This is a genomic window from Microbispora sp. NPDC088329 (assembly GCF_040685655.1).
In the GTDB taxonomy this organism is placed as follows: Bacteria; Actinomycetota; Actinomycetes; order Streptosporangiales; family Streptosporangiaceae; genus Microbispora.
This window is the reverse complement of sequence record NZ_JBFBIP010000010.1, coordinates 152,029-167,089: the sequence shown is the minus strand read 5'-3', so window position 1 is coordinate 167,089 and position 15,061 is coordinate 152,029. Positions and strand designations below refer to the sequence as shown.

Here is a 15,061-nt window from a genome sequence, read left to right as displayed (position 1 = left end):
ATCGAGCCGGACGGGACTTGACATCCGGCAGGACCCTCCGGGAGGCACTCGTGACGCGCGAACGCCAGCTGACCGACGCGTTCGCCGAGTTGACGGACACCCTGGTCGGGGACTTCGACGTCGTCGACCTGTTGCACCAGCTCACCATGCGCTGTGTGCGGCTGTTGGATGTCGATGCGGCCGGGCTGCTGCTGGCCGACCGACAAGGTCGGCTGCGTCCGATGGCCGCCTCCACCGAGCAGGCCCGCATGCTGAAACTCCTCCAACTCCAAGACGTCGACGGCCCCGGCCTTGACTGTTACCGCACCGGCGGGCCGGTGACATGTGCCGATCTGGTCGCCGAGGGAGGGCGCTGGCCTCGTTTCGCCGCAGCGGCTCAGCTCGCCGGCTTCGTCGCGGTCCAGGCACTGCCGATGCGCCACCGCGACAGGATAATCGGCGCGCTCACCCTGCTGCGGACGGCAGCCGGCAGGCTGACCACTGATGAGCTGCACATCGGGCAGGCGCTGGCGAATGTGGCCACCATCAGCATCCTGCACCATCGCGGGCTGGAGCAGCACGAGGCAGCCGAAGAGCAGCTACAGACCGCGCTGAACAGTCGCACGCTCATCGAGCAGGCCACCGGGGTTCTGGCCGAGCGCCACCACAGCGACATGGACGACGCCTTCGACTCCCTGTGCGCCTACGCGCGCACCCGCAACCTGCGCCTGTCCGAGGCGGCGGATGCCATCGTCCACGGCGAACGCGGCATCGCTCAGCCTCCGGCCGGCGATCACAGCCGATGACGAGGCTTGCCGGGATCCGCACCCGGACGACGCGCTCAGCACCCACCAGGCCTGTGGCAGCCCCCACCGGCCAGCGAAAAGAGTAGATTACGAGTACCGCGGACATTTCGAATGTCGGCAGTCGCGTCGGCACCGTCTGCGGCGTTTCACCAGACGCAGCCCCGTCAGGGCTGAGACAGGTCGGCCGATCATGACGCTGACGCCCGTTCCCTCCCCGCCGACGGTTCCCATCGCCCGTGTTCTGTCGGAGCAGCCGCAAGACGCACCCGTCGTACGGCTCAGCCTGGCACCCAGCCCTCGTCGCACGCGTGCTGTGGACGGGGAATGGTGGCCCCGGTCAACGGACGCGGCGGCCGAACTCCCGGGTCTCATCGCGGAAGTCGACCGCCGGCTGGGGAAGATGACACTCCGGGTCGGACTTCATGTCGACGCATGGAGCAACATTCCGCACCGCATTCCGGTCGCCGGCCGGGCCGTGAAGGTCGGATGGTTCCAATCCATGGACCGCGGGCTGGTTACCCTGACCATCAACGGCCACGAGGGAATATCGTTGCGGGTGATACCGCCGGAGGCCGACTACGCGTCGGCCCCCAGGGACCCGAACGGTGCGCCTCCCGAGGAGGACCGTACTCCCGCGCCCGGGGTCCCGGCGGAACAAGAGGCAGAGCAGGACGTCTGGGAGGACGAAGGCGGCCACTGCGGGCGATCCGGCTGCCCGTGATCTGGCCCGTGTGGGCGATCCGGCTGCCCGTGATCTGGCCCGGCATCGCGTCCGGCTCTCTGCCCGCCTTCGCGATCGGCGATCAGCGCAGCCGTTGGCCAGGCCTCTTGGCGCCGTCGGGGCCCGGAAGGGCGGCGAGGGGAAGCCGAAGCGTGAAGCGCGCGCCGCCGATGGGAGAGTCTCCGGCATGGAGGGTCCCGTCGTGAGCCTGAGCGATCTCACGGGCGATCGACAACCCGAGGCCGGTGCCGCTGCGGTCACGGCGGCGGCCCGCGTTCAGCCGGGTGTATCGTTCGAAGATCCGTTCGAGGTCGCTCTCGGCAATCCCTTCGCCGTCATCGGAGACCTCCAGTTCCGCGGTGCGCCCGTTACGGCTGACCTCGACCCGTACGATCCGTTCGGCGTGCCGTTGGGCATTGTCCAGCAGATTTGTGAGTACCCGGCCGATCTGGATGTCGACGATCTTGACGTAAACCCCGGGAACGAGCCGCAACTGGACCGGAACACGGTCCGCCCGCCGGGAGACTTCCGCCTTGACCAGCTGCGCCAGGTCGACCGGCGCCCGCCCGTACGGCACGGCGCCCTCCACTCGGGACAGCAGGTGCAGATCGCTGATGATCGCCTCCAGCCGGTCGACGACGCACAGCGCACGGTGGAGCGTCTCGTGCAGATGAACGTCGTCTGGCTGTAACTGAGCCTGCTCAAGCTCCGCGCGCAGCCCAGCGATAGGGTTACGCAACTCGTGCGACGTGTCGGAGGCGAACCTCCGCTGTTGCCGCAGTTCCTTGTTGAGCTGTTCCAGCGTGCGGATCACGGCCCGGGTGGTCCGGGCGATCTCGTCTTCACCGAGGGGATCGGAAACCTCCGCATCAAGGCCTGCGGCATGCGCGGGGATGTCAAGACCGTCGATGCAGTCGGACAGAGCCTTGACGTGTCTCATGTCCATGTCAGTTCTTCCTTCCGCACGCCCAGCGGTCGGGGATGTGTCGGTGTCGCTGGCGTGCCTGCCGGATTCCCGTGGACCTCGGAGAGTGGTGTACATGCCGAAACCGGCCGGGATTCCTTCCCGGGACTTGGCGCCGTGGATGTCGACGGTGGGATGTCTTGAGGGCGTCGACGAAGGCCTCATAGCGTCCATGCGCGGCAAGGCCGACGCGCCCTCTGAACGGCAGCGGCGCTCTTCTTTTCCGGGGTACCGGCACGGGGCGTTCTTGAGCCCGACCCCGCCCAGGCGGTAGTAGGGAAAAGCCGCGGCGATCCGCGGTGCGACGCATGTTCACCAATCTAGGGAGACGGCAGACGCCCCGCCACCCGCACATGGTCCGAACGGCACCCCCCAAATGGGCCGAATCGCGGCCTCAGCAAGGTTTCCGCGGTCCCGGCAGGAGCCCCGTGCGAGTCGCCACGACAACCGCCTCGAGCTGACTGTGCGCGCTCAGCTTCATCATGACGTTCTTGACGTGGCCTCGAGCGGTGTGGAGGCTCACGACGAGCCGCCCGGCGATCGCACGGGGGTCGAGCCCTTCGCCCATCAGCCCAAGGACTTCCAGCTCGCGCGCGGTGAGCCCCGCCCAGTTCTCGCGCGCGACGTGCGGCGATGCGCTGGAATCCTGGAGGAGCGCTCTGAGCGTATCGCCCTCCACCATAAGGATGTTCTTGTCGACCGAGGCGCGGATCACTTTGAGAATGTCCGGAAATTTACTGTCCTTCGCGAGGAATCCGGAAGCCCCTACCGCCGCGGCGGCCGCGAACAGGTCGGGGCTGGCATCGCCTGTCAGGATGAGGACGCGGACATGCGGGTGAGAGGCTTTGATCCGCCTCGTGCCTTCGATTCCGTCGACGTCGGGCAGATGAATGTCCATGAGCACGACTTCGGGGCTCCGTACCGTCACGAGCGAGACGGCGTCCTCGACCGTCCCGACGGCGCCCACGCAATGCAGATCGGGCTGGGCGTCGATCGCGATCTCGAGAGCGCCAGCGAGCGCCCGCTGATCCTCGACCACGAGAACTCGGATCACAAGAGGCTCCTGCCCGCCGTGACCTTGACCACTGCTCGGCTCATGGCTGCTCATCTCGTGAGCGGTTTTCGCCGCCGTACGCCGACCGGCCGGACCCGCTCCGCCCGTCCCCCGGGTAAGGCGTGACTCTGCACGGAGAGGATGGATCGGAGCCGGCTGATGAGGGCGCGTCCGCCTCGCCGCAAGCGGGCCGAAGACCCTGTGGCCTGCCCCTGTGAACTCATCATGACGCTACCCGCGGCGCATCGTGACGCACAAGTCAGATCGAACCGGATCGTCGCTCCACGCGAGGGCCGGCGGTGCCTGATGCGTGCGCCAAGCCGGCGGACACCCCCATCCGCTTCGCGGGCCGTCTCCTCTTTCGATGCCGGTCCCCTGCCTGTCTGCGGGGTACGAACAGCGGGAGACCGCAAGGCGCCGTCCGGAGCCCTGCGAACGTTGGAGACGGTCCCTGACGTGACCACCTACTCATTCAGGCTGTACGTGGCTGGGAACACGGAGCGGTCCCATGCCGCGGAGGTGAACCTGCGGTTCCTGTGCGACGCTCACCTCTCCGGCATGTACGAGGTCGAGGTCATCGACGCCGTCGAACGGCCCGAGCTCGCCGAGGAGGGAAGGATCCTGGCCACGCCCACCGTGGTCAGGCTCGCGCCGCCACCGCAGCGGCGGGTGATCGGGGATCTGTCCGATCATGGCCGCGCCGCCATCGCTCTGGGCCTCCCAGCCGCGGAATCGCCCTCGGAGGGGCAGTGACGATGACTGGCAGCAACGCGATCGCGCGGATCCCCACGGGGATCAACGGCTTCGACCACGTGACCCTGGGCGGGTTGCCCGCGGGCCGATCCACGCTGGTGAGCGGCACGACCGGCAGTGGTAAGACGTTGTTCGCCGTCGAGTTCCTCTCCCGCGGAATCATGCGCTTCAACGAGCCTGGGGTGTTCGTCACCTTCGAGGAGACAATCACCGACATCCGCCGTAACTCGGCCTCGCTGGGCTTCCCCATCCAGTCGTGGGAGGACGAAGGGAAGTGGGCCTTCGTCGAAGCATCGGCGAGTATCGGGGAGGACGCCCCCGCCGTCGGCGCCTACGACTTCGGTGCTCTGGTGGCGCGCATCGAACACGCGGTCCGCCAGACCGGGGCTCACCGTGTCGCGCTCGACTCGCTCAACGCGATCTTCACCCGGTTCTCCGACGTCAGCCTCGTTCGCCACGAACTGTTCCGGGTCGCCTCCGCCCTCAAGGCGCTCGGAGTCACCTCGGTGCTCACCGCGGAACGCCCCGAGGAGTACGACGGTGTGACCCGCTACGGGGTCGAGCCTTTCGTGCTCGACAATGTCATCATCCTGCGCAACGTACTCCGGCAGGGCCGGCGAAGCCGGACGGTTGAGATCGTCAAGTTCCGCGGTGCCACGCACCGCACGGGGGAATGGCTGTTCACCATCGATCCACGGGACGGGATCGTGGTGGTCCCCCTCGCGTTCCTCACGCCGTCCGACCACGCGTCCCTCGCCCGCGTCTCGTCGGGCATCCCCGAGTTGGACGAGATGTGCGGCGGCGGCTTCTACCGGGACGCCATCGTCCTGATGACCGGGCCCACCGGCACGGGCAAGACACTGGCGAGTCTGCGTTTCGCGGCCGCCGCCGTCGAGGCGGGTGAGCGCTGCCTGCTCTGCACCTTCGACGGGACCCGCGGGCAGCTCTTCCGCACCGCCGCGAGCTGGGGTCTGGACCTCAAGGCCATGCAGGCGTCGGGTCTGGTCCGGGTCATGTCCGGCTACGCGGAGGTGACCTCTCCGGAAGACCTCTTTCTGCAGCTCAGGCGCGCTGTCGAGGAGTTCGCGCCGGCCCGCCTCGTCATCGACACTGTGTCCGCTCTCGAACGCGTGGTCGCGCCGCGGACTCTGCTCGACTTCATCATCGCGCTGGGGGCGGTCCTCCGGCAGAGCGAGATCACCACTCTTCTCACGCGGACACCTTCTGGACGGCTCATCTCGGCGGACGCGCCGGTGATCGCCTCCGACATCGCCGGCCTTTCCGACGTCTGGATCCAGCTCCAGTATGTCGAAGGCCCCGCCGAGATCCAGCGCGCCATCGCCGTGCTCCAGGCGCGCGGCTCCGCCCATGACCACAGGATCCGCCAACTCAGGATCGATGGCACCGGCATGCACATCGGGGAACCGCTGCGAGGCGTCCCCCACGTCTTCACAGGAGCGACGGATCCCGGGAGCGCGTGGGGGTCGCCCGAGTCCGAAGTGACAGAGGGTCGGTCGGGGTGAGTGCCGGCGGCGGGTCCTCGCCTGGCGGAAGCCGCACGGGTGGCTTCGGGTCAGGGCGGCCCGACTACGTCGAATTCCGGGACGATATCAGCCAGGTCATCGTTTCGGCCTCGGCGGACGGGATCGTCGCCGTCGACAAAGAAGGAGTCATCAGGCTCTGCAACCCCGCTGCCGCGGAGCTCTTCGCCCGCTCGGCGGCGGAGCTGATCGGCACCCCGTTCGGCTTCCCCATCGCCGCGGGTGCGGCGACCGAGATCGACTTGATGCTGCCCGCCGGAGGCAAACGGGTCGTCGAGATGCGGGTCACCGCCACAACCCTGGAAGGTGAGCCCCTGTACGTCGCCGCACTCCGCGACGTCACGCGGAGCAGGCACCTCGAGCGAGAGCTGGAGGCGGCCCTGGAACGCCAGAACATCGCGGTCGCTGTCGCGGCCCATGAACTCCACAGTCCCCTGGCCACCATCAGCGTGCTGGTGGACGTGCTACGCGACCGTCTGGTCGCACTCGCCGAGGAGCGAAGAACCGAGATCATCGAGCGCATCGCCGATCGGACGGCCCGCCTCCAAGGGCTCGTCCGAAAGCTCCTCACCGCGTCGACCATCGAAGCGAAGGGCGCGTCCGCCCGCTTGGAACGAGTCCCCGTGCTGCAAGTCCTCCTCGAACGGCTCGGCGAGCTGGACAAACGATCACAAGAGGTGCGCATGTCCTGCAGCCCTGATCTGGAGGCCCTGGTCGATCGCAGAGAGTTCTCCGCGATGGTGGACAACTACCTGGAGAACGCAGTCGCCTACGGACGTCCGCCCGTGGACGTGTCCGCGACCGGGCAGCCGGGATGGATCCTCCTCCGGGTGTGCGACTGTGGGCCAGGCGTGCCGGAGGCTTTCGTGCCCCGGTTGTTCGAACGCTTCAGCCGTGAGCGGGAGGCTGAGCGCGAGACAGAGGGGACAGGCTTGGGACTGTGGATAGTCCGAAGCTTCGCCCGCGGCAACGGCGGCGACGCCTGGTACGAGCCCCGCGAGGACGAGGGCGAGGGCGCCTGTTTCTGCCTCCGCCTGCGACGAGCGCCTTCACCCGGCACGCCGGACCGGAGCGGGGAGTAGCCGCGGGAGGCGCGGGTCGCGACGTCTGGCCCTGCGTATCATCCGCTGACACCCGCCATCGGCGCGGTCAGGCCGCCGCTTCGAGCCTCCTCGCCGGAGAGGCGGGCGCGAGCGGCCGCGCGGGTCCCGGAAACGCGAGCCGCAGGACGCGCTTCCACACCGAGCCCGCCTGACGGGTCAGCGAGCCGGACGTGTACGGCAGGCCGAACCGATCACACAGCGCGCGAACCCTCGGAGCGATCTCCGCGTAGCGATTGCTGGGCATGTCCGGAAACAGGTGGTGCTCGATCTGATGGCTCAGATTGCCGCTCATTATGTGGAACAGGCGGCCACCGTCGATGTTGCACGAGCCGAGAAGCTGCCGGACGTACCACTCGCCGCGGGTTTCACCCTCGAGCCGGTCCTCGGTGAAGACTTCCGCGCCCTCCGCGAAGTGGCCGCAGAAGATGATGGTGTGCCCCCACACGTTGCGCGCGATGTTCGCGGTCAGATTGCCGAACAGGACCGGGATGAAGGCCGGACCGGCGAGCAGCGGGAACGCGACGTAGTCCTTGACAACCTGGCGCCGAATCTTGCCCGCGACGGCACGAAGCTGGGTCAGGGCCTCCTTGAGGTCCTTCTTCCCTGACGGGATGCGCTCGAGTTCCAGGTCGTATATCGCGATGCCGTACTCGAAGAAGAGCGCCAGCAGCGCGTTGTACAGCGGCTGGGCGAGGTAGATCGGATGCCATCGCTGCTCCGGGGTGATCCGCATCGCGGAGTAGCCGATGTCCCGATCCTTGCCCAACACGTTCGTCCAGGTGTGGTGGACGAAGTTGTGGGAGTGCTTCCACTGGTCGGCCGGGGAAGCGAAGTCCCACTCCCAGGTCGTTGAGTGGATCTTCGGATCGCCCATCCAGTCCCACTGCCCGTGGAGGACATTGTGGCCGATCTCCATGTTTTCGAGGATCTTCGCTGCGGCGAGGGCGGTGGTCCCGGCCATCCAGGCGGGCGGCAGCCAAGAGGCGAAGAGCAATGCCCGGCCGCAGAGTTCCAGCTTGCGCTGGGTCCCGATCAGGCCGCGAATGTACCTGGCATCCCGCTCGCCCAGGCTCGCGATCACCTCATCGCGGATTCTGTCCAGCTCCCGACCGAACTCTTCGACCTCGGCAGGAGTGAGATGAGATGTGGCAGGCATGCGCGTTCCTCTCATAGCTCAACGGTGACGGGACCCGCGGCGAACGGTTCGAGACGCGGCCGCGATCGGCGAGCGGTCGCCGGCGTGCGCTGAGGAGGTCGCGTGCGAACGGTGGCGCATGGAAAGCACGTCCTGCCGCCCCTCCCAGTCGGTTCACCCACGTCTCGTGGTACCCGTCATCGAGGGTGAGCACGTCGTACGCGACTGCAAGAGCGATTCAGGAGGTGTTCCAGATGCGCCATGCCTGCTCACCGCGCCACCCGGGACACGACGGGCTCGGGCCAGGGCGATGTAATCACCGCGCACTGGCCCGACCCCGCAGTCGCCTGACGACAGTGCGAGGTAAATGGTTGACCGGGGGGTAGGGAGCCTACGGCGGCGGGATGGTTCGTGGGGAGTGTCCGATGGGCAGATCAAGCCTGAGCGAGCGCCTGGAACGCGCGGGTCCAGGGAGGGACACCAGTTCTCACAAGCGTTGGTGGAATCTCGTCATGGTGCTGGCCACCGCGGTCGCGGGCCGGGTGCTGGTCCGCCGGCTGCTGCGACGCGTGCGTGCCATCTCCGGCGACCTCGCCGACATCAACCTCAGCGACGAACACGCCCAGATCGCTCAGCAGCATGACCAGCAGGAGGTGACGCAGCTGGTCGACAACATCAATGTGAGTCTGGACATCTTGGACAGAGAGCGGCAGTTCTCCTCCAACATCGCCCACGAGATCCGCTCCCCGTTGGCCGGGATACGCGTCACGGTGGAAGAAGCGGTCACCCGTCCCGGCGAAGCCGACTACCCCCGCGTGCTGGAGGCGGTACTACGTGGAGTGGACCGGCTGGAGGCGCTGGCCACCGCACTTCTCCTGATCGCCCGTTCCAGCGCCTCCCAAGGCGACTGGGGACGGTTCGACCTGTGCGAGCTGGTCAGGCAGGAGGTCGCCGACCGGAACGACCCCATCCCGATCGAAGTCATCTGCACTCCCGGTGTCGAGATCACAGCCATGCGCACGCGGATCTGCCAGGTCATCACCAATCTGCTGGACAACGCACAGCACCACGCCACCCAGCGGGTGCAGGTCCGCGTCGGCCGCAGCGACGGCAACGTGCGACTGACGGTGTCCGACGATGGCCCCGGCGTGCCGGAGAAGGACAGGGAACGTATCTTCGACCGGATGTATCAGCTCAAAACCGTTTCCCAGCGGGGCGGGCCCGGCATCGGCCTCGGCCTGGCCATCACCCGCGATATAGCGAGAGCCCACCACGGAACCGTCTGGGTCGAGCCCTCCCCGCTCGGCGGCGCCTGCTTCACGCTCCAATTGCCCGCCTCCGCCCCCTGAGCCACCAACTGTTCTCGTTGGCCGCACGGAATTCCGGACTCGACAGTGTTCTCCGACGCGTTCCCCTGGCGTTCCCTGTCGCGCACTTCGCTCCTGTGCGTCTCCGAAAATCGGGGACACGTCACTTACGGAACGGCGCCATTCCAGAAAACCAGGGTAGGGTTCAAGCACCGAGGACTTTTCGTGCGTTGGCACTCAGGTCGGCGTCGCCCGCGGCGATATACCGTGACGCGGTTCTTCAGAGGACCAAGACAGGCCAGGCGATCATGACACCGACGCTGCTCTCTCGTTCCGCGCCGCCCAGCGCGCATGCCGACACAGATACACGGGATGCGGACAGAGAGAACAAGCCAGTGCACATCAGTACACTGCCGACGGACCTGCTCGACGGGTGCCGACACCACCGATCGGACGCCCACCTGCCAAGCCTGCCGCCGGAGAGCCCGTCTCGTCGCCGACCGGAGCATGGCATCTCCATCCGTGACCTCGCGCCACTCGGCGGAGCCGACCCGTCGATGCCGACGACCATCCGGCTGTCCGGCGAGATCGACATCTTCACCAGTCCCGACCTGCGCGAGGACCTGATGGACGTCCTGCGCTACAGCAGAAGCCTGCTCGTTCTCGACCTGTCGGGCGTGGCGGCCTGCGACGCCTGCGGACTGGGGGTCCTGGTCGGCATCCAGCGTCGCGCCAAGACGATGGGGATCACCCTCTCCCTTACCGCGGCCCGCCCGTACCTGTCGCGGTTACTGCGTGCGACCGGGCTGAACGGCATCATCCCGATGACGGCGTAGCCGAAGGCCCGGGGCCGCGCCGGCGGCGAGCCCCCGACGTAGGAGAGGCGGGGCCGGAGCCACGACTCAGAAGCTGCTGATCCGCGTCCTCGCGTAGGGAGCGCAGCGGGCCGCCACCACGTGCCTGAAGTTGACCACGTAGGTGAACGTGTCCGGCTCGCCCTCATGGGAGACCTGAAGGGACACGACGGCGCCCTGCTCCATCCAGCTGACGAGTCTCTCGGCCGTGGGCATCGTGCCATGCACGCGAAGGATCAGTTCCTTCTCCTTGCCGACGCTCAATAAGTAGAGCAGCCCGGTGGGGGCGTCGATGGTCATACCCGCTCCTCACGGTAGGGACGGGAGCGGCCCACGAGGACGTCCCCGCAAGGTCCCCGCCCGGCATCCGCGTCACCGCATCGCCGGCTCCGCGAACCTCTTCCCGCAGCCGTGCCGCCGCGGGCCCGGCCGCCTACCGGTCCGTTACCGGCCCTGAACCGCTTCTTGTCCCATCATGTCCCCCGCCTACCACTGCCGGACGCGGGCACCGGGTACTCGTCATACGGGTGGCCGTTCCTGGCCTGAGCCCTCGATCGCGATGGCTGCCGCTCCCTCGGAAGGCTCTGCGTGTGATCCTTGTGCGTGCGTCCGCATCCCCTGTGGCACTCCTTCGGCGGCTGGCGACAGCCGCGCACTGGCTGACGTCGCCGCTGCTTCCCGAGGACTATCTCGGGTTGATCAATCCGCTCTGGGTGGAAGGGGAGTTGTGCGGCCGGGTCGAGGCGGTTCATGCGGAAACCGCCGATGCGGCGACGCTGGTGATCCGCCCGGGGCGGGGCTGGGTCACGCACCGGCCCGGTCAGTGGGTGCGGATCGGCGTCGATATCGACGGGCGGCGACGCTGGCGCACCTTCTCCCTGTCGTCGGCCCCAGGTAGGTCCGGCGGTTGCGTCACCGTCACGGTCAAGGCCGCGCGCGGCGGGCTCGTCTCCGACTACCTGGTGCGGAGCACGGAGCCCGGGACGGTGCTCAGGCTGGGCCGGCCCGAAGGGACGTTCGTCCTCCCGGAGCCACCGCCCCCACGTCTGCTGTTCGTGACCGCCGGGAGCGGCATCACCCCCGTGATGGCCATGCTGGACAACCTGCTGGACGGTGTTCCGGCTGTGACGGGGCCGGAGATCATGCTGGTCCATTCGGCGCCGGCCCCTGGCGAGGTCATCTTCGGCGGGCGGCTGCGAGGCTTGGCCGCACGGTTTCCACGGCTGCGCCTGCACGAACGGCACACGCGTTCCGAGGGACGGCTGCGGCCCGCGGATCTGGCCCGGCTCTGCCCGGACTGGACGGAGCGGTCCGTCTGGGCGTGCGGACCGCCTCAGATGCTCGACGACATCGCGGCGTACTGGACCGGGCCCGCGGACGGCCTCCATGTCGAGCGCTTCAGTCTGGTGCCGGCGGCAGCGGGTTCGGGAGGGCGCGTCCGCTTCACCGGGAGTGGCAGAGAAGCCGAGGCCGACGGCGAGACGCCGTTGCTGGCCGTCGGCGAGAGCGCCGGGGTGCTCATGCCCAGCGGCTGCCGCATGGGCATCTGCTACGGATGCGTCGCGCGCCTTGGCTCCGGTCGGGTACGCGACGTACGGACCGGCCAGGTGCACGGAGACGCGGGCGACATGATCCAGACCTGCGTGTCGGTGGCGGCCGGCCCAGTCGAGATCGAGCTGTGAAAGGAACGGCCATGTCTGCCGTGTTCCATCCCACCTTGATCCGCACCGAAGGTTCGGCCGGTCAGGCGCCGGCGCCGCACGCGGGAAGGCGTAACGCGAGAAGAGCGACGTCGTCGGTGGTCCCGTGGGGTATGCGTCGCACGATGTCGTCGCACACGTCCTCCAGCGGGAGGTGAGCCATGGCCGCGGCCTGCGCCCGCAGCCGGGCCAAACCGGTGGCCAGGTCGCTGCCGGGACTTTCGACGAGGCCGTCGGTGTAGAGCACGAGGGTGCTCCCAGCGGGCATCGGCTCGACGGCGTCGCGCCTCGTCGATTCGATACCAAGGCGGAGCCCGAGCAGCAGATCCTGCCTCTGTTCCAGGTAGCGGGCGTGCCCGTCAGGCGTGACCAGGAGGGGCGGCGGATGCCCGGCATTGCTCCAGCGCAACTGCCAGGGACCACCTTCGGAGCCCTCCACTCGCGCCAAGATCATCGTCGCCATGGGCACGTCAGTGACGGCGGACATCGCCTGGTCCACCCGGTTGACGACCAGGCTGGGCGACACGCAGCGGTCCCACGCCAGCGTGCGCACCATGCTACGCAGCTGGGCCATCTCAGCGGCGGCCGTGATGTCGTGGCCGACCACGTCACCGATGACCAGGGCGGTGACGCCGTCCGGCAGCAGGAAGGCGTCGTACCAGTCACCGCCGACCTGAGACCCCACCGGGGCCGGAAGGTAGCGCGCGGCCATCTCAAGGTGGCCCACCTGCGGCAGCGGAGCCAACAGGTGACGTTGCATCATTTCGGCCACCTCGCGTTGCCGGCCGAACAGGCGCGCGTTGCCCACCGCCAACCCCGCGCGACGTCCGATGTCGGTGACCAGCGTCACATCGGTGGCGTCGAAGGGGCGGGCCGGGTCGGTACGCGCCACGGTGAGAGCCCCCAGCACCTGCCGCTGTGTGCGTAGCGGCGTGATGATCGCCGACACCACTCCCCGGGCCGCGAACAGCTCACGCTGTGCGGCGGCCATGCCGGAGTCAGGTTTGCGGGCTATGTCGCCCGGCCCCAGCAAGACGGTCTCACCTCGATCCAGCACCCGCGCCAGCAGGGAACCGGGAGGCTCGGGAAGCGGGGACCCCGCCGCCTGATCAGCAGGAGGGATCACCACCACCCGCTCCACCTCGTCGTGCTCGACACGCAGATCCACCATCGCCCAGTCGGCCAACCGGGGGACGATCAGCCTGCCCAGCCGTTGCAGGGCCTCGTCTACTTCCAGCGTCTGGGTCAGCACGGACGTGATCTCGGTAAGCAGCGTCAGGCGGGCGTTGAAGCCCTCCAACATGGCAAGATGGCCGGCCTGCTGACGAGAGAGGTTCAGCCGCTCGGTGATGTCGGTGAAGACGACGATCACCCCGAGCACCTGCCCGCCCTCCAGTATCGGAGCGGCCGACAAGGAGACCGGCAACAGGCTGCCGTCACCCCGCAGGAACGTCGACTCGTCACCACGCGCCGGACGACCGTGCTCCAGCACCCCCATCAGCCGACAGCTGGAGCGAGGAGTCTGCCCATCGTCGGCGCCCCTGTGCAGCAGATCGTGGGCATCGGCGCCCAGCATCTCCGCCACTGGACGGCCCAGCAACGCCCCGGCCTGCCGATTCACCATGGTGATCGATCCGGCACGATCGGTCAGATAGATACCCGCCCCCGCGCTGTCGAAGGCCGCCTGCAGCAACCTCTGGTCGGGCAGCCCGGCATGGCCATACACGCTGGGCAGATGCCGCATCATCGCCGCCCTGCCTTCCTCCGGTCCATCGCTGCCTACGCCCTACCCGGCGACACGCCGAGCACGCGGGGCAACCCGCGGCCATGTCGAGCCAGCCGGCTCCCCTGAAGAAGCCCTGAGGATCCCATCTCGACGAGCCGTAGGCCATACTCGCCGAGCAGGCCGACCCATAGCGGGTCATCCTGGCGAAACGCCGCGCTGAGCGCCTGCACCACGCTTTCGACGCGACCTACGCGCCGACTGTAATGACGGCACCAGTGCCGGCGAGTGCGCAGGGTCGTCGACGAATTCAATGGTCAAGGACGCAATGGTTGCTCGGTGGTCGCTCGCGTGTACGGGTACGGCGCGGCACCCAGCGTGATTAGGCGGCAGACTCCCGGGGACAACAGCGGACGAAACGGTAGCAGGCGGCACGCGGCGGCATTGATCAGCGCTTTCAATCCGTCGGTTCAGGGTTCGAGTCCCTGGCGCCCCACCACTCCGCATCCCATCTGACCTGGGGTTTCTCGGCCAAGATGGACCGTGCCGGGAGCCAGTTGATCTCGTTTGATCGCTCGTTGTCCGCTCGCGTGCAGGTCCCGCGCGGTGGAGGAGTCCTTCCAGACCGCCAAGGGCCAGGTCGGGCTGGACCACTACCAGGTCCGCAGCTGGGACTGCCGGCCCCGCCACATCACCCTGGCGATGCTCGCCCTGGCCTTCCTCGCGGCCCTGGCCGCATCCCGGCCCGGCGGCGACCACGAGCATCTGCCCTTGACCGTCCCCGAGATCCGCCGCCTGCTGGCCGCCCTCACCCTCACCCGACACCGCAGGACCGAGGAGATCCCGCACTGGTCACACTGGCGACACCGCCATCAAGCCACCGCCCGCCGATGCCACTGCCAGCGCAGATCCCGACCATGATCTCAAGGCTTTCGCGTTCACCGACGCGGGGGGACGGGTCATCGACAGAACGCTGGTCTGGACGCTGGACGGTCGGGAAGCCGGCATCCAACTGGTCCGGCCGAAGGACCTGATGACCGACATGGGCGACCGCGAACACCCCGTTGAGTTCCGTGACCATGACGACCGCTGGTTCGGCCTCACCACCGCCCGGACGGCCCGGGTCGCACTGATCTTCAAGGACGGCCGGAAAGTGACCGCCGACACGCAGGCCGACCGCTGGGCTGCCCAAAGCAGGTCGAGCCGCTGACGTTAGGGCAGTTCGGGGCGCACCAGAGCTTCGGAGAAGGGCTCTCCGGTTCTCCGGGCGTACGTCATTCGTGCGCGCACCTCGCTGAGCGAGCGCGGGCGGTAACCGGGGCCCCCGCAACAACTCTTGTGAAAGCGGACACCCGCGTGCAGCAGCACCGAGAGCGTCCGCCAGCCTGCGTTGTCCCTACGGCGCGGCGCCGCGAAGGCGG

General features: G+C 68.1%; 14 protein-coding genes and 1 pseudogene. 10 read left to right on the top strand and 5 right to left on the bottom strand.

Annotated elements, in window-relative coordinates:
* Positions 1-50 precede the first annotated feature (50 nt).
* A complete protein-coding gene (locus tag AB0O28_RS20660; protein WP_363642413.1) occupies positions 51-785 on the top strand; it encodes a GAF and ANTAR domain-containing protein in 735 nt (244 codons plus the stop codon).
* Positions 724-1,506: a DUF5994 family protein gene (locus AB0O28_RS20655; RefSeq protein WP_363642412.1), complete on the top strand. Its 783-nt coding sequence runs from the start codon at positions 724-726 to the stop codon at positions 1,504-1,506. Before AB0O28_RS20660 ends, AB0O28_RS20655 begins: the two co-directional genes overlap by 62 nt.
* Positions 1,507-1,588: 82 nt before the next feature.
* On the opposite strand, the gene AB0O28_RS20650 is transcribed toward AB0O28_RS20655, so the two are convergent.
* Both AB0O28_RS20650 and AB0O28_RS20645 read right to left on the bottom strand, forming a co-directional pair.
* Complete coding sequence (locus AB0O28_RS20650) at positions 1,589-2,452, bottom strand: HAMP domain-containing sensor histidine kinase (RefSeq protein ID WP_363642410.1); 864 nt, start codon at positions 2,450-2,452, stop codon at positions 1,589-1,591.
* A 412-nt stretch (positions 2,453-2,864) separates the two neighbouring features.
* Entirely contained in the window at positions 2,865-3,524 is a 660-nt protein-coding gene (locus AB0O28_RS20645; RefSeq protein ID WP_363642409.1) for a response regulator transcription factor, read from the bottom strand.
* Positions 3,525-3,980: 456 nt separating this feature from the next.
* On the opposite strand from AB0O28_RS20645, the gene AB0O28_RS20640 reads away from it, so the two are divergent.
* From AB0O28_RS20640 to AB0O28_RS20630, 3 genes are read left to right on the top strand one after another with little or no spacing between them, the layout of a single operon-like run.
* Positions 3,981-4,277: a circadian clock KaiB family protein gene (locus AB0O28_RS20640; RefSeq protein ID WP_363642407.1), complete on the top strand. Its 297-nt coding sequence runs from the start codon at positions 3,981-3,983 to the stop codon at positions 4,275-4,277.
* 2 nt (positions 4,278-4,279) lie between these two features.
* On the top strand, positions 4,280-5,800 hold the full coding sequence (gene kaiC / locus AB0O28_RS20635; protein ID WP_363642405.1) for a circadian clock protein KaiC: 1,521 nt from the start codon (positions 4,280-4,282) through the stop codon (positions 5,798-5,800).
* On the top strand, positions 5,797-6,900 hold the full coding sequence (locus tag AB0O28_RS20630; protein ID WP_363642403.1) for a HAMP domain-containing sensor histidine kinase: 1,104 nt from the start codon (positions 5,797-5,799) through the stop codon (positions 6,898-6,900). The genes kaiC and AB0O28_RS20630 overlap by 4 nt, the downstream gene beginning before the upstream one ends.
* A gap of 67 nt (positions 6,901-6,967) precedes the next feature.
* Here the strand turns inward: AB0O28_RS20630 and AB0O28_RS20625 are convergent, their stop codons facing one another.
* A complete protein-coding gene (locus AB0O28_RS20625) occupies positions 6,968-8,077 on the bottom strand; it encodes an acyl-CoA desaturase (RefSeq protein ID WP_363642401.1) in 1,110 nt (369 codons plus the stop codon).
* 491 nt (positions 8,078-8,568) lie between these two features.
* On the opposite strand from AB0O28_RS20625, the gene AB0O28_RS20620 reads away from it, so the two are divergent.
* Together AB0O28_RS20620 and AB0O28_RS20615 are read left to right on the top strand one after the other, a co-directional pair.
* Complete coding sequence (locus AB0O28_RS20620) at positions 8,569-9,405, top strand: HAMP domain-containing sensor histidine kinase (protein WP_363642399.1); 837 nt, start codon at positions 8,569-8,571, stop codon at positions 9,403-9,405.
* 515 nt (positions 9,406-9,920) lie between these two features.
* Entirely contained in the window at positions 9,921-10,199 is a 279-nt protein-coding gene (locus tag AB0O28_RS20615) for an STAS domain-containing protein (protein ID WP_363642397.1), read from the top strand.
* Between the two features lie 66 nt (positions 10,200-10,265).
* On the opposite strand, the gene AB0O28_RS20610 is transcribed toward AB0O28_RS20615, so the two are convergent.
* Positions 10,266-10,517 carry a hypothetical protein gene (locus AB0O28_RS20610; protein ID WP_111698991.1) on the bottom strand — a complete coding sequence of 84 codons (252 nt, stop codon included), beginning with the start codon at positions 10,515-10,517 and terminating at the stop codon, positions 10,266-10,268.
* A gap of 320 nt (positions 10,518-10,837) precedes the next feature.
* Between AB0O28_RS20610 and AB0O28_RS20605 the strand changes: the two genes are divergently transcribed.
* Complete coding sequence (locus tag AB0O28_RS20605; protein ID WP_363642395.1) at positions 10,838-11,899, top strand: ferredoxin reductase; 1,062 nt, start codon at positions 10,838-10,840, stop codon at positions 11,897-11,899.
* A gap of 61 nt (positions 11,900-11,960) precedes the next feature.
* Here AB0O28_RS20605 and AB0O28_RS20600 read toward each other — a convergent pair whose 3' ends face one another.
* A complete protein-coding gene (locus AB0O28_RS20600; protein ID WP_363642393.1) occupies positions 11,961-13,664 on the bottom strand; it encodes a SpoIIE family protein phosphatase in 1,704 nt (567 codons plus the stop codon).
* Positions 13,665-14,243: 579 nt separating this feature from the next.
* Here AB0O28_RS20600 and AB0O28_RS20595 point away from each other — a divergent pair.
* A pseudogene (locus AB0O28_RS20595) lies at positions 14,244-14,378 on the top strand (IS701 family transposase); the annotation flags it as partial.
* 295 nt (positions 14,379-14,673) lie between these two features.
* Entirely contained in the window at positions 14,674-14,850 is a 177-nt protein-coding gene (locus tag AB0O28_RS20590; RefSeq protein ID WP_363642391.1) for a hypothetical protein, read from the top strand.
* Positions 14,851-15,061 lie beyond the last annotated feature (211 nt).

Excerpts from the sequence above, each read along its gene's own strand:
- AB0O28_RS20655 (WP_363642412.1), top strand. The coding sequence starts at position 724 with ATGCCATCGTCCACGGCGAACGCGGCATCGCTCAGCCTCCGGCCGGCG.
- AB0O28_RS20650 (WP_363642410.1), bottom strand. The coding sequence starts at position 2,452 with ATGGACATGAGACACGTCAAGGCTCTGTCCGACTGCATCGACGGTCTT.
- kaiC (WP_363642405.1), top strand. The coding sequence starts at position 4,280 with ATGACTGGCAGCAACGCGATCGCGCGGATCCCCACGGGGATCAACGGC.
- AB0O28_RS20625 (WP_363642401.1), bottom strand. The coding sequence starts at position 8,077 with ATGCCTGCCACATCTCATCTCACTCCTGCCGAGGTCGAAGAGTTCGGT.
- AB0O28_RS20620 (WP_363642399.1), top strand. The coding sequence starts at position 8,569 with ATGGTGCTGGCCACCGCGGTCGCGGGCCGGGTGCTGGTCCGCCGGCTG.
- AB0O28_RS20615 (WP_363642397.1), top strand. The coding sequence starts at position 9,921 with ATGCCGACGACCATCCGGCTGTCCGGCGAGATCGACATCTTCACCAGT.
- AB0O28_RS20610 (WP_111698991.1), bottom strand. The coding sequence starts at position 10,517 with ATGACCATCGACGCCCCCACCGGGCTGCTCTACTTATTGAGCGTCGGC.
- AB0O28_RS20600 (WP_363642393.1), bottom strand. The coding sequence starts at position 13,664 with ATGATGCGGCATCTGCCCAGCGTGTATGGCCATGCCGGGCTGCCCGAC.
- AB0O28_RS20590 (WP_363642391.1), top strand. The coding sequence starts at position 14,674 with ATGACCGACATGGGCGACCGCGAACACCCCGTTGAGTTCCGTGACCAT.